The organism is Actinomycetota bacterium (assembly GCA_040754375.1).
GTDB lineage: Bacteria > Actinomycetota > Acidimicrobiia > Acidimicrobiales > AC-14 > JBFMCT01.
The window spans coordinates 32,774-55,381 of sequence record JBFMCT010000007.1 but is presented as its reverse complement, the minus strand read 5'-3'; the positions used below and the strand labels follow the sequence as shown (position 1 = coordinate 55,381).

Annotated in this window: 19 protein-coding genes; 2 read left to right on the top strand and 17 right to left on the bottom strand. The window is 70.0% G+C overall.

The features are described 5' to 3' along the window. Positions 1-13: 13 nt before the first annotated feature. The 6 genes from AB1673_04960 to AB1673_04935 all read right to left on the bottom strand — a co-directional run bounded on the left by AB1673_04960 (position 14) and on the right by AB1673_04935 (position 8,960). The gene (locus tag AB1673_04960; protein MEW6153329.1) at positions 14-1,312 is read right to left on the bottom strand and encodes a peptidoglycan DD-metalloendopeptidase family protein; all 1,299 of its coding nucleotides are present in this window, start codon (positions 1,310-1,312) and stop codon (positions 14-16) included. 64 nt (positions 1,313-1,376) lie between these two features. Beyond that, positions 1,377-2,270, bottom strand: coding sequence for a permease-like cell division protein FtsX (gene ftsX / locus AB1673_04955; protein MEW6153328.1), 894 nt, complete (start codon positions 2,268-2,270; stop codon positions 1,377-1,379). Positions 2,271-2,307: 37 nt separating this feature from the next. Further along, a complete protein-coding gene (ftsE, locus tag AB1673_04950) occupies positions 2,308-2,994 on the bottom strand; it encodes a cell division ATP-binding protein FtsE (protein ID MEW6153327.1) in 687 nt (228 codons plus the stop codon). A gap of 112 nt (positions 2,995-3,106) precedes the next feature. Beyond that, a complete protein-coding gene (gene prfB / locus AB1673_04945) occupies positions 3,107-4,213 on the bottom strand; it encodes a peptide chain release factor 2 (protein MEW6153326.1) in 1,107 nt (368 codons plus the stop codon). Between the two features lie 18 nt (positions 4,214-4,231). After that, entirely contained in the window at positions 4,232-6,973 is a 2,742-nt protein-coding gene (gene secA, locus AB1673_04940; GenBank protein ID MEW6153325.1) for a preprotein translocase subunit SecA, read from the bottom strand. A gap of 43 nt (positions 6,974-7,016) precedes the next feature. Further along, a complete protein-coding gene (locus AB1673_04935) occupies positions 7,017-8,960 on the bottom strand; it encodes a hypothetical protein (protein ID MEW6153324.1) in 1,944 nt (647 codons plus the stop codon). Positions 8,961-9,045: 85 nt separating this feature from the next. Here AB1673_04935 and AB1673_04930 point away from each other — a divergent pair, with 85 nt between their 5' ends. Further along, a complete protein-coding gene (locus AB1673_04930; GenBank protein MEW6153323.1) occupies positions 9,046-10,611 on the top strand; it encodes a DUF2079 domain-containing protein in 1,566 nt (521 codons plus the stop codon). A 12-nt stretch (positions 10,612-10,623) separates the two neighbouring features. On the opposite strand, the gene AB1673_04925 is transcribed toward AB1673_04930, so the two are convergent. The 8 genes from AB1673_04925 to manB all read right to left on the bottom strand — a co-directional run bounded on the left by AB1673_04925 (position 10,624) and on the right by manB (position 17,677). Further along, a complete protein-coding gene (locus AB1673_04925; protein MEW6153322.1) occupies positions 10,624-11,286 on the bottom strand; it encodes a response regulator transcription factor in 663 nt (220 codons plus the stop codon). 15 nt (positions 11,287-11,301) lie between these two features. Continuing rightward, the gene (gene raiA, locus AB1673_04920) at positions 11,302-11,856 is read right to left on the bottom strand and encodes a ribosome-associated translation inhibitor RaiA (GenBank protein MEW6153321.1); all 555 of its coding nucleotides are present in this window, start codon (positions 11,854-11,856) and stop codon (positions 11,302-11,304) included. Positions 11,857-12,094: 238 nt separating this feature from the next. Then, entirely contained in the window at positions 12,095-12,754 is a 660-nt protein-coding gene (locus AB1673_04915) for a phosphoribosyltransferase family protein (protein MEW6153320.1), read from the bottom strand. Position 12,755: 1 nt separating this feature from the next. Then, a complete protein-coding gene (locus AB1673_04910; protein MEW6153319.1) occupies positions 12,756-13,652 on the bottom strand; it encodes a DUF559 domain-containing protein in 897 nt (298 codons plus the stop codon). 104 nt (positions 13,653-13,756) lie between these two features. Beyond that, positions 13,757-15,025, bottom strand: a complete 1,269-nt coding sequence (gene ahcY, locus AB1673_04905; protein ID MEW6153318.1) for an adenosylhomocysteinase — start codon at positions 15,023-15,025, stop codon at positions 13,757-13,759. Then, entirely contained in the window at positions 15,022-16,083 is a 1,062-nt protein-coding gene (locus AB1673_04900) for a bifunctional phosphoglucose/phosphomannose isomerase (GenBank protein MEW6153317.1), read from the bottom strand. Before AB1673_04900 ends, ahcY begins: the two co-directional genes overlap by 4 nt. Beyond that, entirely contained in the window at positions 16,080-16,322 is a 243-nt protein-coding gene (locus AB1673_04895) for a Trm112 family protein (GenBank protein ID MEW6153316.1), read from the bottom strand. The genes AB1673_04900 and AB1673_04895 overlap by 4 nt, the downstream gene beginning before the upstream one ends. Before the next feature lie 2 nt (positions 16,323-16,324). After that, entirely contained in the window at positions 16,325-17,677 is a 1,353-nt protein-coding gene (gene manB, locus AB1673_04890) for a phosphomannomutase/phosphoglucomutase (protein MEW6153315.1), read from the bottom strand. A 68-nt stretch (positions 17,678-17,745) separates the two neighbouring features. Between manB and AB1673_04885 the strand changes: the two genes are divergently transcribed. Beyond that, on the top strand, positions 17,746-18,477 hold the full coding sequence (locus AB1673_04885) for a glycosyltransferase family 2 protein (GenBank protein MEW6153314.1): 732 nt from the start codon (positions 17,746-17,748) through the stop codon (positions 18,475-18,477). On the opposite strand, the gene AB1673_04880 is transcribed toward AB1673_04885, so the two are convergent. The 3 genes from AB1673_04880 to AB1673_04870 are packed head-to-tail and all read right to left on the bottom strand — an operon-like array spanning position 18,472 to position 22,608. Further along, positions 18,472-20,394 (bottom strand): S8 family serine peptidase, encoded by a 1,923-nt coding sequence (locus AB1673_04880; GenBank protein ID MEW6153313.1) that lies wholly within the window; start codon positions 20,392-20,394, stop codon positions 18,472-18,474. The two genes, AB1673_04885 and AB1673_04880, sit on opposite strands and share 6 nt — an antisense overlap. A gap of 38 nt (positions 20,395-20,432) precedes the next feature. Next, positions 20,433-21,131 carry a hypothetical protein gene (locus tag AB1673_04875; GenBank protein MEW6153312.1) on the bottom strand — a complete coding sequence of 233 codons (699 nt, stop codon included), beginning with the start codon at positions 21,129-21,131 and terminating at the stop codon, positions 20,433-20,435. A 4-nt stretch (positions 21,132-21,135) separates the two neighbouring features. After that, positions 21,136-22,608, bottom strand: a complete 1,473-nt coding sequence (locus AB1673_04870) for an NAD(P)/FAD-dependent oxidoreductase (GenBank protein MEW6153311.1) — start codon at positions 22,606-22,608, stop codon at positions 21,136-21,138.

The window sequence follows — 22,608 nt, the reverse complement described above, 5'->3', positions numbered from 1 at the left end:
ACCCGGGACCGGGTCAGATGTAGGACATCGGGTTCACGGGGGCCCCGTTCACCCGGACCTCGAAGTGGAGGTGGGGGCCGGTACAGGAACCCGTGCAGCCCACCCGGCCGATGACCTGGCCTTGGGAGACCTGCTGGCCGGCGGACACGGCCATGGAGCTCTGGTGGGCGTAGAGGGTGGCCAGCCCGCCACCGTGATCGACGATGGTGGCGTTGCCGTAACCGCTGATCCACCCGGCACTCACGACCACCCCGCCGCCCGAGGCCCGGATGGGGGTGCCCTCGGAGGCCCCGATGTCGATGCCGGTATGCAGCCGGGAGTCCCCGTAGATGGGGTGCACCCGGTAGCCGAAGGGCGAGGTGATGGGTGCCCCGGGTACAGGGTTGACGAGCCCGCCGGCCCCGGGCACGGCGGCCGCCGTGGGGGCGGCCGCCGATGCCGGCCCGGCCGCGGCCGCCGCCGCGGCTGCGGCCCGTTGCTCCTCGGCTCGCCGGCGCAGGGTCGCCTCGATGGCCGCCGACTGGGCCTCCAGCTCCCGGACCTGGGTCTCGAACTCGGTCTTGCGGGCCACCGCCTCGTCGTGGAGCGAGTCGATGCGGGCCACGGCCACGGCCATCTCCGACTGCACGGCCGCCTCGGCGTCGCGGGTGACCTGGAGCTTGGCCCGTTCGGTGGCCACCGCGTCGCGCTGGCCGGCGGCCTCCTCGGTCAGCTTGGCCAGTTCCTTGGCCTGGTCCTTGACCTGGTCACGCAGTCGCTCGTCGTTGGCGATCACCTCGGCCTGGGTGTTGCCCACCGCCTTGAGGTAGCTGCGCTTGGCCACCAGCTCGTCCATGGAGCCCGCCTTGAGGGCCGTCTGGATGAACTGGGTGGCCTGGGACTGGCCGGTGTAGGCGGCGATCGCGTAGAGGGCCAGCCGGCGGCGGGACTCCTCCAGCTCCTCGTGCGTCCTCGACAGCCGCTCCTCGGCCCCCCGCTGCTCCCCCTCGGCCTCGGCCAGGTGGGCCTCGGCGGCGTTGAGGTTGCGCTGCACGGCGCTGATCTGGGCGTCGATGGCCCCCACCTTGGCGTCGAGCTCGCGCTTGGCGGCCGATGCCGCATCCAGCTCGGTGAGAAGCTTGGCCTCGGCCTCGGAGGCCTCCTGGGCCTGCGCCCGGGTGGACGAGATCTGCTCGTCCACCCGCCGCTTGTCGGCCTCACTCTGGGCGGACGCGGTGAGCGTCGGCGTCATCGTGGCCACGACGACGGCGAGAGCCGCCAGCACCGCCCCCGCCGGGCCTCCCCGGCGTCCCCCATGAATCACTTTGTGCACGGTAGCAACATCAGGCACTCGATAGAAGGGCCGGCCCGCGGGCGCGGGCCGTCCACCACCCGGGTCAGACGTCGAGGAAGCGGCTCACGGCCAAGGCCGAACCCACGGTCCCGACGATCACCCCCACCAGCAGAAGGAAGATCCCCGTCCCCATCACGTCGTTGTTGGTCACCAGGAACTGCTTGAACAGCTGGATGTCGTTGTTGGCGCTGGCCACCCGGCTCTCGATCACGCCGCGGCCCACCCACACCACCCCGAAGGCCATGGCCGCTCCGGCTAACCCCTGTAAGAGGCCCTCGAACATGAACGGGAGGCGTATGAACCAGTTGGTGGCCCCCACCAACTTCATGATCGAGACCTCCCGCCGCCGGGCGAAGATGGCCATGCGGATGGTGTTCAGGATCAGCAAAGAGGCGGCCAGGAGCAGCACCAGGGCCACGGCCCACAGCATGATCTGCAGGAAGTTGGTGACCGAAACGAGGGCATCGACCTCCTCGGCGGCATAGCTCACCCGGAGCACGCCCGCGGTGTTGTCGAAGCGGCCCCCGATGAGCTTGGTCTGCTCGGCCTGCTTGGGCACCACCCGGTAGGAAGGCGGGACCTGGTCGACGGTGAGGCTGTCGCGCAGGTCGGGCTCGTTGGCGAAGATCAGCTTGAACTCGTCGTAGGCCTGGGCCTTGTCGACGTAGCGGAACCGGTTGACCTCGGGCATGGCCTCGAGCTGGCGGTTGACGGCCTCCAGCTCCTGCTGGGTCGCCTCCGGTTTCATGAAGATCGACAGCTCGACGTTGCCCCGCCACTGGATGGTGGCCCTCTCCACCCCCCGCTTGACGAGCAGGGCACCGCCCACGAGCGTGAGCGACACGGCCACGGTGAGCAGGGCGGCCGACGCCATCGAGAGGTTGCGACGGAGGTTGGTGACCGTCTCTTTGGTGATGTAGTCGAGCTTGATCGCCATATCTAGGCGACCGGTGTGATTCGCGCCGCGCCAGCCACTAGGTGAACGCCCCGTAGACCCCGCGCGCCTGGTCACGGACCAGGTGCCCGCGGTCGAGCTCGATCACCCGGCGGCGCATGGTGTCGACGATCCCGGAGTCGTGGGTAGCCATCACCACCGTGGTGCCCGTGCGGTTGATGCGGTCGAGCAGGCGCATGATGCCCACCGAGGTGGAGGGGTCGAGGTTGCCGGTGGGCTCGTCGGCCAGAAGGATCAGGGGGCGGTTGACGAACGCCCGGGCGATCGACACCCTCTGCTGCTCACCGCCGGAGAGCTCCCCGGGCAGGTGGTTGGCCTTCTTGGACAGGCCCACCAGGTCGAGGACCTGGGGCACCTGGGCGGCGATGACGTGGTGGGGGCGACCGATCACCTCGAGGGCGAAAGCCACGTTCTCGTAGGCCGTCTTGTTGGGCAGGAGCTTGAAGTCCTGGAAGACGCAGCCGATGTTGCGCCGCAGGAGCGGGACCTTCCACGAGCTCAGCCGGCCGATGTCTTTGCCCGCGACCCAGATACGGCCGGCGTCGGGGGTGTCTTCTTTGATCAGAAGACGGATCAGCGTCGACTTGCCGGAGCCCGTCGGTCCCACGAGGAACACGAACTCCTGCTTCTGGATGTCGATGGAGACGTCACGCAGAGCGACGACGTTTCCCTTGTACGTCTTCTGGACGTTCTCGAGGCGGATCAAGGGCTCTCCGAGGGGGCGGTCTCGTAGGGCAAATTGGCGGCCGACCTCGAGCCGGGCCGACGGCGAAGGATAACAGGCTGACCTGGGCGATCAAGGGAGCCCTTCACAGGTTTCAGTCCCGGCCGCGACGGCGCCAGTGCAGGTAGGCCTCGATGAAGGGGTCGATGGCACCGTCGAGCACGGCCCCGACGTTGCCCACCTCGTGGTCGGTACGCAGGTCTTTGACCAGCTGGTAGGGCTGCAGGACGTAGGACCGGATCTGGCTGCCCCAGGCGACCTCGCGCTGCTCGCCCGAGAAGGCCTCCATCTCCTTGCGGCGCTCCTCCCGGGCCCGCTCGGCCAGCTTGGCGGCCAGGATCTGGAGGGCCTTGGCCTTGTTCTGGTGCTGGCTGCGCTCGTTCTGGACGGCGACCACGATCCCCGACGGCTCGTGGGTGATGCGCACGGCCGAGTCCGTGACGTTGACGTGCTGGCCCCCGGCGCCCGACGAGCGATAGGTGTCGATGCGCAGGTCCTTCTCGTCGATCTGCACCTCGTCGCTCACGTCCTCGAGGAACGGGACGGCGTCGAAGGAGGCGAAGGCCGTGTGGCGCCGGGCCTGGGAGTCGAACGGCGAGATGCGCACCAGGCGGTGGACGCCCTTCTCGGACTGGAGCAAGCCGTAGGCGAAGCGGCCCTTGACGATGAAGGTGGCCGAGGAGATGCCCGCCTCCCCGCCCGCGGTCACCTCGTCGAGCTCGACCGCGAACCCCCGCTGCTCGGCCCAGCGCAGGTACATGCGCAGCAGCATCTCGGCCCAGTCCTGGGCGTCGGTCCCACCCGCACCGGAATGGACCTCGCACAGGGCGTCACGCTCGTCGTGCTCGCCCGAGAACAGCGAGCGGAGCTCGAGCGCGCCCAGCTCCCGGTCGAGAGCAGCCATGCCCTCGACCAGCTCGCCCTCGACCGACTCGTCGTCCTCCTCCCGGCCCAGCTCGTGGAGCACCTCGAGGTCGGAGAGCCTGGCCTCCAAGCGGTCGATCATCTCGACGTCGTCGCGCGCTCGTGACATCTCGGTGGTGACGGCCCGGGCCCGCTCGGCGTCGTTCCACAGCTCGGGGTCGGAGGCCTGTTCCTCGAGCTTGAGCAGGCGCTCGCGCTTGCTGGCGAGGTCGAGGTCGCGCCCCGCCTCGCCGAGCCGCCGCCGCAACGCGGCCAGGTCGTCAGAGAAGTCTCTCATCGCCCCTTCCGGGCCGGTTCACTTACCGTGGCAGAGCTTGAACTTCTTGCCCGACCCGCAGTAGCAGGGCTCGTTGCGGCCCAGCTTCTGCTCGGCCGTCTTCACGACCTGGGCTGGCGGAGGCGCGTCGTCGACTGCCACGGCCGTTCCGCCGCCGTCCCCGGCGGCCGCCTGGGCGTCGGCCACGGCCGGGCGGATGGCCGCGCTCCCCTGGACCGGGCCATCGGCAGCCGAGTACTGCACGTTGTGCACGGCCGGCCGGGCCGCAGGCTGGACCACGACCTCGAGGTGCATGACGTAGCGCACGAAGTCGTCGGCGATGGCCTCGGTCATCTGGCTGAACATGTCGTAGCCCTCCCGCTGCCACTCGACGAGCGGGTCCTTCTGGCCCATGGCCCGCAGGTTGATGCCCTCCTGGAGGTAGTCCATCTCGTAGAGGTGCTCGCGCCAGCGCTGGTCGATGATCGAGAGCATCACCCGGCGCTCGATCTCGCGCATGTTCTCGAGGCCGAGCTGCACCTCGCGCTGTTCGTAGTAACCGACGGCCTCCTCGACCAGCCGGTCCTTGACCGCCTCGGGGTGGGACAGCTCCCCCAGCTCCTCGACCGTGAGCTTGGACGGGAAGTAGTTCTGCACCTCGTGGGCCAGGCCAGGCAGGTCCCAGTCCTCGTGGAAGTTGGTGGGGCAGAAGGTGTTGACCACCCGCTCCATGGTCGACGTGAGCGTCTCCATGGCCTCGTCACGCAGGTCGGCGCCGTCGAGGATGGCCTGGCGGCGGCGGTAGACGACCTTGCGCTGCTGGTTCATCACCTCGTCGTACTTGAGGACGTCCTTGCGGCGCTCGGCGTTGCGGGCCTCGACGGTCGACTGGGCCTTCTCGATGGCCTTGGTGACCATCTTGGCCTCGATGGGCACGTCGTCGGGCAAGGTCTTTCCCATCACCCAGTTCATGACGCCGGTGGCGAACAGGCGCATCAGGTCGTCTTCCAGCGACAGGTAGAACCGGCTCTCGCCCGGGTCACCCTGGCGGCCGGCGCGGCCCCGGAGCTGGTTGTCGATGCGCCGGCTCTCGTGGCGCTCGGTGCCGAGCACGTAGAGGCCCCCGAGCTCGCGGATCTTCTCGCCTTCGGCCGCGCACTCCTCGGAGTACTGGGCCGTGAGCTCCTCGACCCGCGCCCGGCCCTCCTCGGTGTCCAGCTCGATCCCCTCGGCCAGCGTGTCGAGGCGGGCCATGCCCTCGGCGTTGCCCCCCAGGATGATGTCGACGCCTCGGCCCGCCATGTTGGTGGCCACGGTCACCTTGCCGAGCTGGCCCGCCTGGGCGACCACGATGGCCTCCCGCTCGTGCTGCTTGGCGTTGAGGACCTCGTGGCGGACGCCCCGCTTGTCGAGCATCCGCGACAGCCGCTCGGACTTCTCGACCGAGACGGTGCCCACCAGCACGGGCTGGCCCTTGGAGTGGCGCTCGTAGAGGTCTTCGACGACCGCGTTGAACTTGGCCTCCTCGCTCTTGTAGATGAGGTCGGGCTGGTCGAGGCGGACCATGGGCCGGTTGGTGGGGATGGGGACGACCGGCAGGTCGTAGGTGTGGGCGAACTCGGCAGCCTCGGTGGTGGCCGTACCCGTCATGCCCGCCAACTTGTCGTACATGCGGAAGTAGTTCTGGAGGGTGATCGTGGCCAGGGTCTGGTTCTCGTGCTTGATCTTGACCCGCTCCTTGGCCTCGACGGCCTGGTGCAGGCCCTCCGACCAGCGCCGCCCCTCGAGGATGCGGCCCGTGAACTCGTCGACGATCTTGACCTCGCCGCCCCGCACCACATAGTCCACGTCGCGCTTGTAGAGCTCCTTGGCCCGCAGCGAGGCCTGGAGGTGGTGGACGTAGTTGGCCGAGAGCTCGGCGTAGATGTTCTCCACTCCCAGCGCTCGCTCGACTTTCTCGATCCCCTCCTCGAGGGGGACCACGGCCCGCTTCTCCTCGTCCACCTCGTAGTCCTCGTCGCGCCGGAGGGTGCGGACGATGCCCGCGAACTTGTAGTAGAGGGCCGCCGCGTCGGACACCTGGCCGCTGATGATCAGGGGCGTGCGGGCCTCGTCGATGAGGATGGAGTCGACCTCGTCGACGATGGCGTAGGCGTGGCCCCGCTGGACCATCTGAGACCTGGTCATGGCCATGTTGTCGCGCAGGTAGTCGAAGCCGAACTCGTTGTTGGTGCCGTAGGTGATGTCGCAGCCGTAGTTGCGGCGCTTGGCGTCGGGGTCCTCGAACTCGCCCGACAGCACCAGGCCGACCTCGAGGCCCAGCCACCGGTGGATGCGGCCCATCCACTCCGAGTCGCGCTTGGCCAGGTAGTCGTTGACCGTGATGATGTGCATGCCCCGGCCGCTGAGCCCGTTGAGGTAGGCCGGCAGGGTGGAGACCAGGGTCTTGCCCTCACCGGTCTTCATCTCGGCGATCCACCCGAAGTGCAGCGCGGCCCCGCCCATGAGCTGGACGTCGAAGTGGCGCTGGCCGATCACCCGCCACGACGCTTCCCGGGTGACGGCGAACGCCTCGAGCAGCAGGTCGTTGAGGGCGTCGTCGAGGGCCGCGCCGCTGAGACCATCGAGCCTTTCACGGAACTCCACGGTCTTGTGACGCAGCTCGTCGTCGGAGAGCGCCTTGATCTCCGGCTCCAGCGCGTTGATGTCGGGCACGAGCGTCTGGAGGGCCTTCTGCTTCTTGCCCTCGCCCGCACGTAGCACCTTGGTCAGGATCGACATGGCCGCCAGTCTACCGGGGGCCTTCCTGACCACGGCCGGCAGTTCAGCCGTCCCGCACGGCCCGGACGTCGACGAACACGAACCGGTCGTTCTGCCCCACGGGTGGGCCAAGGCCCAGCATGGGAACGAACGTGCCCGGTTCGGCGACGAGGCGCTCCTGCTTGAGCACGACGAGGGCCACGTCGTACCGACGGATGATCTCCTCGCGCGCCTCGTTGGTCGTGGCCGCTTCGAAGAAGCGGTTGAGGTCGGGGCCCCGCTGGGAAGTGTCCGCGAACGCCTGGGCACGCGCGTAGGCCACGACCTTCACCCCGAAGGTGGGTGGCTCCAGGCTGGTGTAGACGTCGGATATCGCGATGGGGTAGGTCGCCCGGTTCTCCTCCAGGAACTCGTAGTCGGAGATCCTGGCCAGGTCGACCTCGGGGCGGACCCAGTGGTAGGGGCGGTCCTTGACGATCGCATCAGGCAGCATCGAGAACCCGTTGCGCACGTGGTAGGCGCCGATGAGCACCAGTCCCAGGGTGGTCACCTGTGCCCAGCGCAGCCAGGGCAGATGGCGCGTTGAGCCGGGCCGGCCTGCCGTCCCAGCGGCCTCGTCGACCTGGGACCTCTCGTCGGCCAGGATGATGGCGGCCACCACGTGGGCCGACGAGATCAGGCGGCCGTAAGACCAGTTCTGAGCCAGCCAGCCGTACCAGTAAGCGGCCAGAGTGCCCGCCAACATGATCAGCAGCGGGTCGGACCGCCAGCCCCGGAGGCGATAGGCGAGGAACGGGAGCACGATCAGGGCCGGCCCCAACCGCGCCAGTACGTTGGTGTACATGTCCCGGTCGGCCCCGGCGATGGCCACCCGGTAGGGCTCAACGCCTTCGCCCACGAGCAGGTCCCAGAGGGAGAAGAACGGCCAGGTCAGCGCGACGAGCCCCGACGCGGCCAACGCCGCCAACGTCACTAACGCTCGCCGGTCGACCCCGGGCGTAGGCAACGTGACGCTCAGGGCCAACAGACCGATGGCCAGGAAGATGCCGTCGACCGGGTGGACCAGCCAGAGCAGGGCCGGCACGGCTACGGACCAGACCAGCCACTTGTTCTCCCCGGTGTCAAGGAAGCGGGTGTGCGCCCACAGGCACAGAAAGGCAAGGCCCTTGGCCAGCGTGGACGGGTACGCCATGACCGAGGCAAGCACGTTGAGATGTAGGAACCCGCTGAAGAACCAAGCCCCCGGGCCCCATAGCAGGACCATGAACAGCAGGGCGTAGAAGTCGGCGTGGGGGCGGTTCACAACACGACGCACGAACAGCCGCAGGCCCACGAACAGCAGTACCAGGTTGGCCACCCCGACGATGTTGAAGACGGTGACGACGCTCAGGGTGGTCAACCGCGAGAAGACTCCGATGACCCACGCGTAGGGGTTCATGAACTGGTGGGGCGCGTCGGTCGACAAGAGCGGGTGACGGGGCGAGAAGGGGCGAGCAGAGAACTCGCGCGCCGCGGCCGAGTGCTCCCACAGGTCGAGGCCGCTCGGCCAGGTGAACTTCAGCAGGTAGGAGACGATCATCAGCAGCAGGGCGCCGCACAGCACGCGGTAGCGCTGGTGGGAGATCAGAGCGACCACGTCGGCCATTTGCGACGAGGCTGGGGAGGTGGGCTGCTCGGGACCGGGGAGGCCGTCGGGGCCGTCGACGTCGGCCGGTGGCGGGCCCTCCCCTTTGGTGGCGGCCGGTGGCGGGCCCTCCCCTTTGGTGGCGGCCGGTGGCGGGCCCTCGCCTGTGGGGGCGGCCGAGGGCGCCGAGGGGCTGGCCGGGGCCGGGGCGGTCGGGGGTGGGGTGCCCTGGCCAGGAACGACGTCGGCCCCCGCCTCCCTCAGGGCACGGCCCCGCTCCAGGAGGCGATTGAACCGGACGGCGACGGGCGCCAACCAGCTCAGGTCGACCGAGTCAGGTTCTGGAGCCCCCTTGCGGCCCGCCTTGGAAGGCTCGTCACCCACGACATATGTTGTCACAGGAGGCCTTGAGCGACACGGGCCTCACCGGCGCACGTAACCCCCATATGCCCTACTCCCGGGAACCAGCGTGAGCGGACGCGAGGAAGACGCCACCACCTCGGTCCTGCGCGCCGGAGGGACCGCCACCGAGCCGACGGTCCTGGGAGAGCCGGCGACGGCGGGTGGGGAACCGATGGGCTGGCGGGGCCCGGTGTGGTGGGTGCTGGGGGGGCTCATCGGGCTGTGGGTGGTGACGTTCTTCGCACTCTCGTGGGCCCGCCACTACCGGTTCGGCACGTTCGCATTCGACCTGGGGACCTACGACCAGGGCGTGTGGCTGCTGTCCAACTTCAAGCAGTTCGTGACCGTGCGGGGGCTCAACATCCTCGGCCACCACATGAACGTCGTCCTACTGCTGCTCGCCCCGTTCTACCGGCTCGGGGCCGGGCCCATGTTCCTGCAGGGCGTGCAGGTCGCGGCCATGGCCTCGGGGGCCGTCGCCATCTACCTGCTGGCGCGCGACCGGCTGGCCGACCGCTGGCTGGGGGTTGCCATGGCCGCCGTGCTGCTGCTCAACCCCACCTACCAGTTCCTGGTGTGGGAGTTCTTCCATCCCGACACGCTGGCCATCGCCCCCCTGCTGTTCGCCTACTGGGCGGCCCGGGCCCGCCGGTGGCGTTGGTTCACGGTATCGGCCGTGCTGGCCGTGGCCTGCAAGGAGGACGTGGCCCTGGCCGTGGCCGCCCTCGGCCTGGTCATGCTGGTGCGGGACAAGGAGAAGCGGGGCCTGGTCGTGATGGCGGCCGCCGGCGCCTGGTACGTGCTGGCCACCCGGGTGATGATGCCCGCGCTCCTGCCGACCGACGCGCCGTTCTACGACACCTTCTTCGGGGACCTGGGGGCCAGTGCCGGTGAGGTGGCCCGCAACGTCTTCCTGAAGCCGGGCGTGACCCTCGACCTGCTGACCCGGCCCGATCGGCTGTCGTACTACGTGGCGATGTTCGCGCCGGTGGGCTTCATGGCGCTGGCGTCCCCGTTGACCCTGCTCATCTCCCTGCCCATGCTGGCCGTCAACGCCTTGACCACCTTCCCCTACGCCCGTGACTACATGTTCCACTACAGCGCGTTGGTCTTGGCGGGGATCATGCTGGCCACCGTCGAGGGGATCGCCCGGCTGGGGCGCACGGTCAAGGTGCGCCGCATCCTCGTGGGTGTGGTCGGGGCCTCGGCCCTGACCTCGAGCATCGCCTGGGGCATCTCCCCCATCAGTGTCAAGTACGACCAGGGCTACTGGCCGTTGGCCACCGGGCCTCGGCTGGAGGTCCAGCAGGCGGCGGTCGCGTCGGTGCCCGAAGGGGAGGCCGTCTCGGCCATCTACAACCTTGTCCCCCACCTGTCCCACCGGGAGCGCATCTACAACTTCCCTGAACCGTGGGTGCGGGTCGACTGGGGTGTGGCCGGGGAGAACCTGCACGACCCCGGCCTGGTGAAGTGGCTGGTGGTCGACCGCTGGCTCCTGAGCGACAACGACCGGCGGTTGGTCGACAACCTGCTGGGGGCCGAGTTCACGGTACGAAGCGACCAGGACGGCGTCTTGGTGGCCGAACGGACGGCGCCGCCCCCTCCGGCACCCAGGCCCTCACCCGCCCGGTGACCGGGCCGGCGGTCAGGGCTTCTCGATCAGGCGGGGCTCCACGCCCATGAGGGCGGCCTCGATGCGGGACCGGAGCTGGAGCTTGACGAGGATGTTGGCGACGTGGTTGCGGACGGCCGCCGGAGAGATCTCCAGCTCGGCTGCGATGTCCTCGTTGGCCAGTCCCTTGGCCACCCGCTTGAGCACCTCGAGCTCGCGGTCGGACAGCTTGGAGCTGGGCTCGTCGCCGGTGGTGACACGGCGGGCGAGAGTCCCGAACTCGCTGATGAGCTTGGCCGCCATCGACGGCGAGATGAGGCTCTGGCCCTGCACGACGGCGTGCACCGCCTCGGCCACCTCCTCGATGGAGACCTCTTTGAGGAGGTAGCCGTTGGCGCCCGCCTTCACGGCGTCGAAGAGGTCGTCCTCCTCGTCGCTCACGGTGAGCATGATGATGCGGGTGGACGGGAAGACTTGACGGATGGTCCTGGTCGCCTCGATGCCGTTGACGGTGGGCATCCTGACGTCCATCAGCACGACGTCGGGCGCCAGCTCCTCGACCTTGGCCACCGCCTCGGAACCGTTGGCCGCCTCGGCCACCACGTCGATCCCGTCCTCAGCCTCGAGCACCATCCGTAGCCCGCGCCGGAACCGCTCGTGGTCGTCGGCGATCAGGACACGGATGGGGTCACCCACGAGGGCCCGGCCGGGTCACGCGCTGGCGTCGATGAGGCCGACGTAGCCGTCGTCGCGGCGGTAGACGACCGCCGCCGACCCCGAGTCGGCGTTGGTGAAGAAGAAGAAGGTGTGGCCCAGCATCTCCATCTGAAGCGCGGCTTCCTCAGGCGTCATGGGCTTGAGGTCGAAACGTTTGACTTTGACGATCCTGCCGAAACCCTGCTCATCCTCGCCCTCTTCGTCGAGCACCGGGCCGTTGGAGTCTACCGGCTGGCGCTTGTGCGGGGCCTTGCGGCTCTGGCGGGTCTTGAGCTTCTCGACCTGGTGCGAGAGCTTGTCGACCACCCGGTCGACCGCCGTGAACGAGTCGGTGGCCGCCGCCTTGGCCCGCAGGATGTGCCCGTGGCCCCTCAGCGTGACCTCGCAGACCTCCTTGTCGGTGATCCGCGGGTTGCGCTCCTCCAGGAAGCGGACCTCGGCCTCGTCCCACCCGTCGTAGTGGCGGACGACCCGCATGACCTTCTCCTCAGCAGCCGCCTTCAACCGCTCGGGCACCTCCATGTGACGCCCGGTAACCATGAACTCCATACCGACCTCCGCTCTGCCTAGGCAGTCTTCTCGGACGGGACAGGCCGCGTGCGGCTGACCTGGTCTTTGACCCCACACTCGCCTGCTGGAGAGCTCGCGCCCACGGCCGTGGCGGCGAGTGCCCCTCACAACCGTACGTGTGACGCTTCCCTCCCTCTCCCACCGGTGCCCGCCATTCGGGCCCGGTCGAGCAGGTCTTACCTCTAAGCCGCACCATGATCGGCAACCAATGGTTGCCTTACGTGGGTCGTTTCGCCTGCGGCTGGCGTCGACTTTCAACCACAGACCCGCACTCGGCCATACCTGAGTGTAGGCGCCGCAGCGACGTTCGGGCGGCGGTGACGGCCGTGACCTCCCGAACACCGGCGGACCGCAGGGCGCGGGCGGCAGCCGCCAGGGACGCCCCGGTCGTGACCACGTCATCCACGACCAGCACCCGGGCGGGCGGGCGCCGGCGGGCGGCTGCGATCGTCGGGCCCCGGTGGCGCTCGGCCTGCGCCTGGCCCGTCTGGGCCGGGCCCGGGCCCCGGACCAGCAGCCGGCGGCAGCGATGGCCCAGCCGGCGGGCGACGGCCCGGGCCAGCAACTGGCCCTGGTCGAACCCCCGCTGGCGGCGACGGGCGGGCGTGGTCGGCACCCACGTCACCGCATCGACGGTCGACGCGTCGACGAGGGCGGCCATGCCGTCGGCCAGGAACCCGATCGATGCCCGGGCGTTGCGGTACTTGAACCGGGCCACCAGCTCGCGGCCCACTCCCGCGTAAGCGACGAACGATCGGCACGAGTCGACACCGGGCGGGGGCGGCAGGGGCGGCGCCGGGCGCAGGGCCGCCCGGCAGGCCCCGCACGGCGCCGGGCCGTGGGCACCGCACACCGGGCAACGGGCCGGGAACAGCACGTCACGCGGCCAGCGCGGCGGCCACCGCAGCCACCACCTGCCCAGGACGGTGGACCACGTCGGCCCACGTGAACCGCAGCACCGTCCACCCCGCCAGGACCAGCGCGTTCTGCCGGGCACGGTCGCGCTGAAAGGCGATGGCATCGCTATGGCTCGCGAACCCGTCGAGCTCGATGGCCACCCGCCGCACCGGGTCGGCCAGGTCGATGAGGTACCGGTTGCCACCGATGATCACCTCGAACTGGCGGACCAACGTGTCCAGCCCGGCCGCCCACAGGAGTTGGATGGCCCGTACCTCGAGCTCGCTGCCCGCCGGACGCCCGCGGTGGCGGTGCCCGAGCACCCGCCGCAGCCGCCGCACGCCGGTCCGCCCGGGACCGGCCAGCTCCTCGAGGCGCCGGGCGACCCTCTCGGAGGTCGTGAGGCCGAGGCGGAACGCGGCCTCGGCCGCCCGCTCGACCCCGCTGTCGCCCACGACGGCCGCCAGGTCGACGAGGGTGCGCTCGACCGCGGTCACCGGGACCCCGGCCACGGCCGTCACGTCGACCTGGTCGAGCTCCTCGCGGTGGAAGGCGGCCCCGCCCCTCGAGCCGGCGCGGCGCGGCATCGTCGCCTCGACGTGGTCCGGTGCCCAGATGCCGTGCAGGGCGGCGGCCGAGCGGTGCGACGCAACGGTTGCGGGCGGGCCCGAGAGGACGGCGGCCATGACCCGCTGTTGCCACGACGGCGAGCTGCTGGCGTGGCGGTAGACGGCGGGCGGTCCCGCGGGCAACCAAAGCCCCGCCTTGACCCGCCGCTGCCAGCCGCTGGCCGACGTGCCCATGGCCAAGGCCTGGCGCCGGCTCACCAGTCCGTGCTGGCGCTCGGCCAGTGACGCTAGGGCCCGGTCGACCTCCATCACAGCCCTCAGGATAACGAGAGGGTGTGACAACCATGATGATCACGTCTCGGTAGATTTGTTGCCGCTAGGCGGCAACAAATATACTGAGACCGCGTCGGAGGTTAGGTTCCGACCGTCCAGGAGGAGAGGTACTCGGCCTGGGCCGGGGTGAGCACGTCGAGCTCGACCCCCATGGTCTCCAGCTTGACCTTGGCGATCTCGCGGTCGATGTCACCGGGCACGTCGTAGACCTTGGGCTCCAGCGAGCCCTTCTGGGCCATGACCCACTCGGCGCACAGGGCCTGGTTGGCGAAGCTCATGTCCATGACGGCCGCGGGGTGGCCCTCGGCCGCTCCCAGGTTCACCAGCCGGCCCTCGGCCACCACCAGCACACGCCGGTCACCGACGACGAACTCCTCGACGAAGGGCCTTACGTGGCGACGGCGGCCCTCGGCCAGGGTGGCCAGGGCGGCCAGGTCGATCTCGATGTCGAAGTGGCCGGAGTTGGCCAGGATGGCGCCGTCCTTCATGGCTGTGAAGTGCTCGGAACGCAGCACGTCACGGTTGCCGGTGACGGTGATGAAGATGTCACCCTCGCGCGCTGCGTCGCCCATGGCCTCCACCCGGAACCCGTCCATAGCCGCCTCGAGGCCCCGCAGGGGGTCGATCTCGGTCACTACGACCTGGGCGCCCAGGCCCCGGGCCCGGCTGGCCACGCCCTTGCCGCAGTAGCCGTAGCCGGCCACCACGACGACCTTGCCGGCAAGTAGCACGTTGGTGGCCCGGATGATCCCGTCGAGGGTCGACTGGCCCGTGCCGTAGCGGTTGTCGAACATGTGCTTGGTGTCGGCGTCGTTGACGGCCACGATCGGGAACCTCAGGGCCCCGTCGGCCTCCATGGCCCGCAGGCGGATGACCCCGGTAGTCGTCTCCTCGGTGCCGGCCAGCACCTCGGGAACCTGGTCGGGCCGCTGCTGGTGCAGGCGCGAGACGAGGTCACAGCCGTCGTCCATCGTCATCTGGGGGTGGGCGTCGAGGGCGGCGTCGATGTGGCGGAAGTAGGTCTCGGTGTCCTCTCCCTTGATGGCATAGACGGCCATGCCCTCGTCGAGAGCGAGGGCGGCAGCCACGTCGTCCTGGGTGGACAGCGGGTTGGAGGCACAGGCCACCACCTTGGCCCCGCCCGCGGCCAGGGTGCGCAGCAGGTTGGCCGTCTCGGTGGTGATGTGCAGGCAGGCGGCGATGGTCACGCCGTCGAGCGGCCGCTCCTTGGCGAAACGCTCCCGGATGCTGGCCAGCACCGGCATGTGGGTGTCCGCCCAGGCGATGCGCTGGCGGCCCAGCTCCAGCAGGCCAGGGTCGGCGATGTCGTACTCGGCGCCGTTGCTCACGGGTGTTCTCCCTCCAACCGCGTCCCCTGCAGGGCGGTCTTGATCTCGTTCAGGACGGGTACGGGGCCGGGGTCGACCCCTTCTTGCAGCGCCATGTGGACCGATACGAAGTCGCCGATCAGGACCAGGTCGAGGAGCTGGGCCAGCTCACCCTCCCCCTCGGCCTGCACCTCGCAGATGTCCGCCACGACCTCGCTCATGATCTCGGACACCACCCGGAAGCGCTCCATGACCTGGGGGTGCTCGAAGTCGTGGCGCAGGTTGACCCCGGTGATCACCTGGCGGGTCAGGTCGCCGTGCTGGCCCCAACCCACGACCTCGTTGTGGCACAGCTCGGGGTGGCTGTTCCAGAAGGCGGGGGCTTTGGCGTTCTCGTTGACCTGGGTCTTCCAGCGGTGGGCAGCCACCGACCCCAGCCCTCCCCCGCCGTAGATGAGCGGGATCGTGCGGCCGATGCGCTGGGCCAGGTCCTCGGCCTGGTTGCCAGGCCGGGACAGACGGTCCCGCCGGGTCATGACCTGGTCGGCGGCCAGCTCGATCCAGTGGCCCGCCCCGGGGAACAGTCCGATCTCCTCGAGGACGACGAGCGGGGGGATGGCCAGGGCGCCCAGGCCGGCCCGGGGTTGGGGGATCCCCTCGGGGATCTCGACCACTGGTGCGTCCCACGACGAGGCCCGGTAACCCAGCTCGCCGCCCCGGGTGACGGCCACGACCCGCGCCCCCTGGAGGGCGGCCTCGGTCACGGCCTCGACGGTCTCCTCGGTGTCGCCCGAGAACGACATGGCGAAGACCAGCGAGCCCTCGCCCACGAAGGCGGGCACGTGGTAGCTGCGGAACACCAGCACGGGGACCGGGAGGTAAGGCCCGGCGGCCGCCTGCAGCACCTCCCCGGCGATGGCCGACCCGCCCATGCCGATCACGACCACGTTCTCCACGTCGTCGTGCTCGGGCAGGTTGTCGAGCCCTCGCGCCCGTTCGGCGGCCTCGGTTATCTGCTCGGGCAGCCGCGCCGCGGCGTCGAGCATGCCCTCGGTGTCGAGGGCCTCCCCGGTCTTCACGGGGCAGGCTCGAAGGTCGGCTGGAGGCCGCCGGCCTCGACCTTGGCCATGATCCGGTCGTGCTCGTCCTCGGCCACCGTCTCAGCTTCGTCGATCATCATGATGGGGATGTCGTCGCGGATGGCGTAGCGGCGCTTGAGGCGAGGGTTGTACAGGGACTGCTCGTCCTCCAGGTAATAGAGCGGGCCCTTGTCCTCGGGGCACGCCAGGATCTCGAGCAGGAGCGGGTCCAGGGCCATCTTCAGCCACCTCTCACGAGCGCGAGCACCTGGTCGAGGTGCTCCTTGCAGGACGAAGGGTCGGGCGCCTCCAAGTTGATGCGCAGGAGGGGCTCGGTGTTGGACGGGCGCAGGTTGACCCACCAGTCGCCCGAGTCGAGGGTCAGGCCGTCCGTGCGGTCGGCCTCGGCCGCCGGGAACCCGGCTGCCACCTTCTCTATCACCGCCGGTGGGTCGTCGACTTCGACGTTGACCTCACCCGAGGCGGCGTACCGCTCGAACGGCTTGCGTAGCTCCGACAGGCGCTGGCCCGACCGGGAAAGCTCCTCGAGCACGAGGACGGCGGCGATGAGCCCCGAATCGGCCCGGTAGTTGTCCCGGAAGTAGTAGTGGCCCGAGTGCTCGCCACCGAACAGGGCGTCGTGCTCGGCCATGACGGCCTTGATGAACGAGTGGCCCACCCGGGTGCGCACCGGGACACCCCCGTTCTCCAGGATCACCTCGGGCACGGCCTTGGAGCAGATGAGGTTGTAGATGATCGTGGCCCCGGGGTTCTTGGCCAGGACGACCTTGGCCACCAGGGCGGTGGTCGTGGACCCGGAGATGGGCTGGGCCTCGTCGTCGACCAGGAAGACCCGGTCGGCGTCGCCGTCGAAGGCCAGTCCGATGTCGGCCCCGCTCTCCAGCACCCGGGCCTGGAGCGCCTTGAGGTTCTCGGGTTGGATGGGGTCGGCCGGGTGGTTCGGGAAGTTGCCGTCGAGCTCGGGGAACAAGACCTCGAGGTCGAAGGGCAACCCGTCGAACACCCGGGGTACCACCAGGCCCCCCATGCCGTTGGCTGTGTCCGCTACCACCCTGAGGGGTCGCAGCGCCCCCACGTCGACGAACGAGCGGACATGGACCGCGAAGTCGTCGAGCAGGTCGAGGTGGGACACCGTCCCGGCTGGCCCCGAGCTCTCCACTGCCTGCTCGCCGGCCAGGACGGCCGCGGCCCCGGCCTTGATGTCGGCCAGGCCCGTGTCCTGGCCGACGGGCCGGGCGCCGGCCAGGCAGAACTTGACCCCGTTGTAGCGGGCCGGGTTGTGCGATGCGGTGAACATGGCCCCCGGGGCCGATAGCTTGCCGGCCGCGTAGTAGAGCAGGTCGGTCGAGGCCAGGCCCAGGTCGACCACGTCGGCCCCCGCCCGGTTGGCGCCCTCGGCGAAGGCGGCCGCCAGCTCCTCGCCTGACGGTCTCATGTCACGCGCCACGAGGACCCGAGGCTCCCCGGCAAACCGGGCGAACGCCCATCCGATGGCCCGGGCCGCCTGGGCGTCGAACTGGTCGGGGACGAGGCCGCGCACGTCGTAGGCCTTGAAGATGGAGTCGAGAGACATCGAGGCACCCACAGTAGTGGGGCACCGGGCACCGGTCCGGAGGCCGGGGCGCCTACGCTCACCGTCCGATGATCTCGGTGGTCATGCCCGCCCACAACGAGGAGGCGTTCCTCGCCAATGCCGTCGCCGAGGTCGTGGGCGAGATGCGGTCCCGCCCCGGAGACTTCGAGATCGTGGTGGTGGAGAACGGTTCGACCGACCGCACCGTCGAGGTGGCCGGAAAGCTGGCCGTCGACTTCCACGAGGTTCGGGCCCTGTCACGGCCTGTCGCCGACTACGGCGGGGCCCTGCGGGCCGGGTTCCTCGAGGCCGCCGGCGACCTGGTGGCCATCTTCGACGTCGACTACTACGACTTCGGGTTCTTGGACCGTGCCCTGGCCCTGATGAACGCCGGCGGCGGCCCCGACGTGGTGGTGGGCAGCAAGCGGGGCTCGGGGGCCGTCGACACGCGGGGCTGGCCCCGCCGGCTGGTCACGGCCGTGTTCACCACTGTGCTGCGCTACGGGTTCGGGCTCAAGGTGGCCGACACTCACGGGGTGAAGGTCCTGCGGAGGGCCCCGCTGCGCGACCTCGCGGCCCAGTGCCGCTACGGCACCGACATCTACGACACCGAGCTGATCCTGAGGGCCGAACGGGCCGGGCTCTCGGTCACGTCCGTACCCGTGACCGTGGAGGAACGCCGGCCGTCGCGCAGCTCGATCGCCCGGCGCATCCCCCGCACCCTGCTGGCCCTCGCCCGCCTGCGCTTCGCCCTGTGGAACGAGGAGAGACGGGCCAGGGGGGCTGACGCTCCCCTATAACACCGTCTCGCACTGGACCGCGGCGTCGCCTAGGTCGCCACCGGGTGTGCAGTGGTCGGTGCCCAGGCCGCCGACCAGCCGGTCGGCTCCCGTACCACCGACGAGGGTGTCGTCACCCGCGCCGCCCGACAGGTCGTCGTTCCCGGCGTCGCCGCTCAGGAAGTCGTTGCCTGCACCACCGGCCAGCGAGTCGTTGCCGTCACCACCGCACAGGATGTCGTTCCCGTCGCCCCCCGAGAGCATGTCGTTGCCCCCGAACCCGATGATGATGTCGTTGCCGCCACCACCGAAGATGCGATCGTCACCAGCAGTGCCGTAGATCACGTCGTCGCCCGGCGTCCCCACGGTGATGACCCCGGGCACGGCGGTGATGGTGGCTGGCGGCGGGTTGGTGCACGTGAAGGCGGCGATGGCCGCGAACAGGTTGGGCAGGGGGCCGATCTGGCCGGTGGCGCCGAACTGCTGGGGCGTGCCCGTGGCCCGCAGCATCGAACGGACCTGCTGGGGGGTGAGGGTCACGCCCCGCTCCTGGGCGATGCTCGACAGGATGCCGGCCGCTCCCGCCACGATGGGCGATGCACTGGAGGTGCCGCTGAACGAGCTGGTGTAGGTGGCGTTGACCTCGTTCTGCAGGCCGCCGTAGCCGGTGGTCGTCACGCACTGGCCCCAACCCTGGAGGTCGACCCGGGCGCCGAAGTTGGAGAAGCCGAGCCGTCCCCGGGCCGGGTTGGTACACCCGGGCGCGGCCCCCGCCCCCACGATGATGGCCCCCGAGTCGGGGCGGCCGGCCGGGAAGGGCGAACCGTACTCGGCGCCGTCGAGGTCCTGGCTGCCGTTGCCGGCGGCCTCGACCACGATGATCCCCGCCGAGGTGGCCAGCACGATGGCGTCGTAGAACGCCTGCACCCACTCGACAGGGGCGCAGCCCACCTGGCTCATCGCATCGCAACCCCCGTTGGGCCCGGTCGTCTGCTGCTCGATGAGGATGACGTCGCCGGGGGCCAGGGCGGCGGTGGCCAGGTCGATGGCGTTGGCCAGGGCGTAGCCCATGTCGGTGCTGGCGTTGACCATCCGCAGGGTGGCCTCGCTGACGATCCCGGTGACGCCGAACCCGTTGTCGTCGGCGATGATCTGCCCGAGCACGGCCGTGCCGTGGTTGTCGTCGTTGAACGGGTCCTCGGGCGTGCCGTTGGCGATGAGGGCACCGGGCAGGGCGGCCTTGGTCAGGTCCTCGTGGTTGACGTTCCACGAATACTCGATGTCGACGATGGTTATGTTCTCGCCCCGGCCACCGGGGATGGTCCGGGTAAAGTCGGCGTCGATCCCTCCGGGAGCCGCCTGGCGGTAGCCCTGCTGGGGCTCGAAGTCGGGGGTTACGGGCGGGCGGGCGGGCTCGGGCTCCTGGGACGCCAGCTCGACGACGGCCAGCGAGTTGAGGGCGGCGATCAGGGCCCCGACGTCGGTGCCCTCAGGGGCCACCAGCCGGTAGTACAGGTTCAGGTCGGCCTGCTGGCGGCGCGACCGGGCCTCGACCTGCTCCTTCTGCTCTTCGATCTCGCCCTCCGGGCGGCTGAACAGGCGGCTGACCGCGGTGCCCGGGTGGTCCGCGAGCACGGCCTCCAGCCCGCTCAGGTCGACCCCGGCGGGAGCGGTGAAGGCCCCGTCCCGCAGGCGCACCCCGGTGCCCTCCTGGAACTTCAGCAGCACCCGGAGGTTGGAGGGGTCGACGGGCTGGGCCGCCACCAGGGCCTTGTTGCCCCCGACGCGCGCCTGGAAGGGGCGATCGACGGGCACGCTCGTCTGGGCCGACGTCGTGCCCGTGGAGGAGAACACGGTGAGACCCGCCACGAGCGAGACGAGGGCGAAGACCGCCCGCCGCTTCGGACGCCCGGACGCGGCCGTACTGAACCTGTTCAAGTCCCTTGCCCCTCCCGCTTGTGCCAGCGGGCGCTGGTCTAGGCGGGGGGCGGTGGCGGTGTCAAGGGCCCCCCGGGTGGGGGGGCGGCGGCGGGCTCGGGGTAGGCGTCCTCGATCACGGAGAGTGCCCGCAGGTCCGCGACCAGTGGCCCCGCCGGGGCTCCGGAGGCCAGGACCACTCGGAAGTACAGGTTGAGGTCGGGCTGGGCCAACCCGGTGCGTGCTTCGGCGGCCAGGCGATCGGCTTCGATGTCCTGCTCGGGGCGGGTGAACAACCGCTCCACCCGCACCACCGGGGACCGGGCCAGGACGGCGTCCACGGCCGACAGGTCGTGGCCGCTCAGGCTGACGAACCGGCCCTCGCGCCAGCGGGCCCCGGTCCCGGTGGCGAACTTCACGTGGAGGCGCTCACCCTCCCCGGTGGGCGTCGTGACCTGGGGCCCGGCCACGGTGGTGGACGGGGTGGGCGATGCCGAGGTGGGCGGGGCGTCGCGGGCGGCAGTTGTGGGCACCGGCTGGCCGGCGGCCGCGGTCGTCGAAGGAGCTCCCTCGGCGCCCTCGCGTTCCCCACCTGGAGGGTGGCCTCCCGCCGTGCCCTTGGGCCCGGGCCCCGGTCCGGTGCCCACGACCGAGGCCTCACCGCCCCCCCGCCCGGCCAGAGCCCAGATGACCGTCCCGCCGGCCACCGCGGCCAACAGAGGGAGCACGAACACCAGGAGCCGGCGGGAAGCGGTCACTGGTTCAGGGCTTCCCCGCAGCCGCCTCGGCCGCCCCCTCGTCGCCCGACTTCTCCTCGTGGTAGGCCGCCTCCACGTTGACCGTCCAGATGTCGTGACTGGCCCCCAGGATGTTCTCGACCGACAGCATGGCGGTGTACATGGAGTGGTCCTGGTTGTTGTACTTGTGCATGCCGTTGCGGCCCACGGGATAGACGTTGGGCGTGTTGGCCTCGAGCCACGCCCGTAGGGCGGCCACGTTGGCCTTGTAGGTCCCGTCGTACATCGGGTAGGCCTTCGGCATCCGCACCACGTAGCCGGCCTCGACCCGCTCAGGCTGAACGAGGCCGAGGGCCGCCAGCTCCCGCTTGCCGAGCTCGACGAGCTGGTCGTCGGGACTGGTCCACAGGTCGTCGCCCTCGAACACGAAGTACTCGAGGCCGAGGCACGTCTTGCCCTCTTTGACCATGTAGGGCGACCAGGAGCCAAAGTTCTGGATGCGGCCCAGGCGGACGTCGGGCGAGTGGACGTAGATCCAGTTGTCGGGGAACCCGTCGGCCTCGGGCACGACGAGGGCCACCGTCAGGAAGTCCCGGTAGGTCAGGCCGTCGGCCGCAGCCATCACCTCGGGCGGCGGGGGCGGGCTCATGATCCGCAGCAGGGTGCTGATCGGCATCGACGAGATCACGTGGGTGGCCGGGTAGCGGGTGCTCTCGCCCCCTCGGGTGGCGGTGACGGCCACCGCCCGGCCCCCTTCGTGGTGCACCTGGGTCACGGCCGCCTCCATGACGACCTGGCTGCCCTGGCCCTCGACCAGCTCCCGGCAGCGCTCCCACATCATGCCCGGGCCGTGCTTGGGGTACTGGAACTCCTCGATCAGCGAGGTGATGTCCTTCTGGTTGCGCTTGGGGAGCACGGCGTTCATGACCGCCTTGGCCAGGGACAGGTTCTTGATGCGCTGGGCCGCCCAGTCGGCCTTGATGGTGGTGGCCGGCACGCCCCAGACCTTCTCGGTGTAGGTCTTGAAGAAGATGCGGTAGAGGCGGTAGCCGAAGCGGGCCGACACCCAGCCTTCGAAGGAGGTCTCGTCCTTGGGCTTGCGCACCCGGGCCCACCCGTAGGAAGCCACGCACTTGACGGCCTCCACCACGCCCAGCCCCTTGAGGGCGTTCATAGGCTTGAGCGGGTAGTCGAAGAAGCTCCCGTTGTAGTAGATGCGGCTCATCCGGGGACGCAGCAGGAACTCCTCGTCGGGCAGGATCTCGTGCCACAGCTCCTCCACGGCCTTCACCTTGGTGAAGAACCGGTGGCCGCCGATGTCGAAGCGCCAACCGTCGCGCTCGACCGTGCGGCTGATGCCGCCGACCACCGTGTCGGCCTCGAGGACCGTCGACGGGTACCCCTTCTTCCCCAGTTCGTAGGCGGCCGTCAGCCCGGCCGGTCCGGCCCCGATCACCACCACGTCCAGCTCGCGGCGGTCGTCCTGTGAACTGCTCAT

Excerpts from the sequence above, each read along its gene's own strand:
- raiA (MEW6153321.1), bottom strand. The coding sequence starts at position 11,856 with ATGGAGTTCATGGTTACCGGGCGTCACATGGAGGTGCCCGAGCGGTTG.
- secA (MEW6153325.1), bottom strand. The coding sequence starts at position 6,973 with ATGTCGATCCTGACCAAGGTGCTACGTGCGGGCGAGGGCAAGAAGCAG.
- AB1673_04885 (MEW6153314.1), top strand. The coding sequence starts at position 17,746 with ATGATCTCGGTGGTCATGCCCGCCCACAACGAGGAGGCGTTCCTCGCC.
- prfB (MEW6153326.1), bottom strand. The coding sequence starts at position 4,213 with ATGAGAGACTTCTCTGACGACCTGGCCGCGTTGCGGCGGCGGCTCGGC.
- manB (MEW6153315.1), bottom strand. The coding sequence starts at position 17,677 with ATGTCTCTCGACTCCATCTTCAAGGCCTACGACGTGCGCGGCCTCGTC.
- AB1673_04895 (MEW6153316.1), bottom strand. The coding sequence starts at position 16,322 with ATGGCCCTGGACCCGCTCCTGCTCGAGATCCTGGCGTGCCCCGAGGAC.
- AB1673_04870 (MEW6153311.1), bottom strand. The coding sequence starts at position 22,608 with ATGAGCAGTTCACAGGACGACCGCCGCGAGCTGGACGTGGTGGTGATC.
- ftsX (MEW6153328.1), bottom strand. The coding sequence starts at position 2,270 with ATGGCGATCAAGCTCGACTACATCACCAAAGAGACGGTCACCAACCTC.
- AB1673_04910 (MEW6153319.1), bottom strand. The coding sequence starts at position 13,652 with ATGGAGGTCGACCGGGCCCTAGCGTCACTGGCCGAGCGCCAGCACGGA.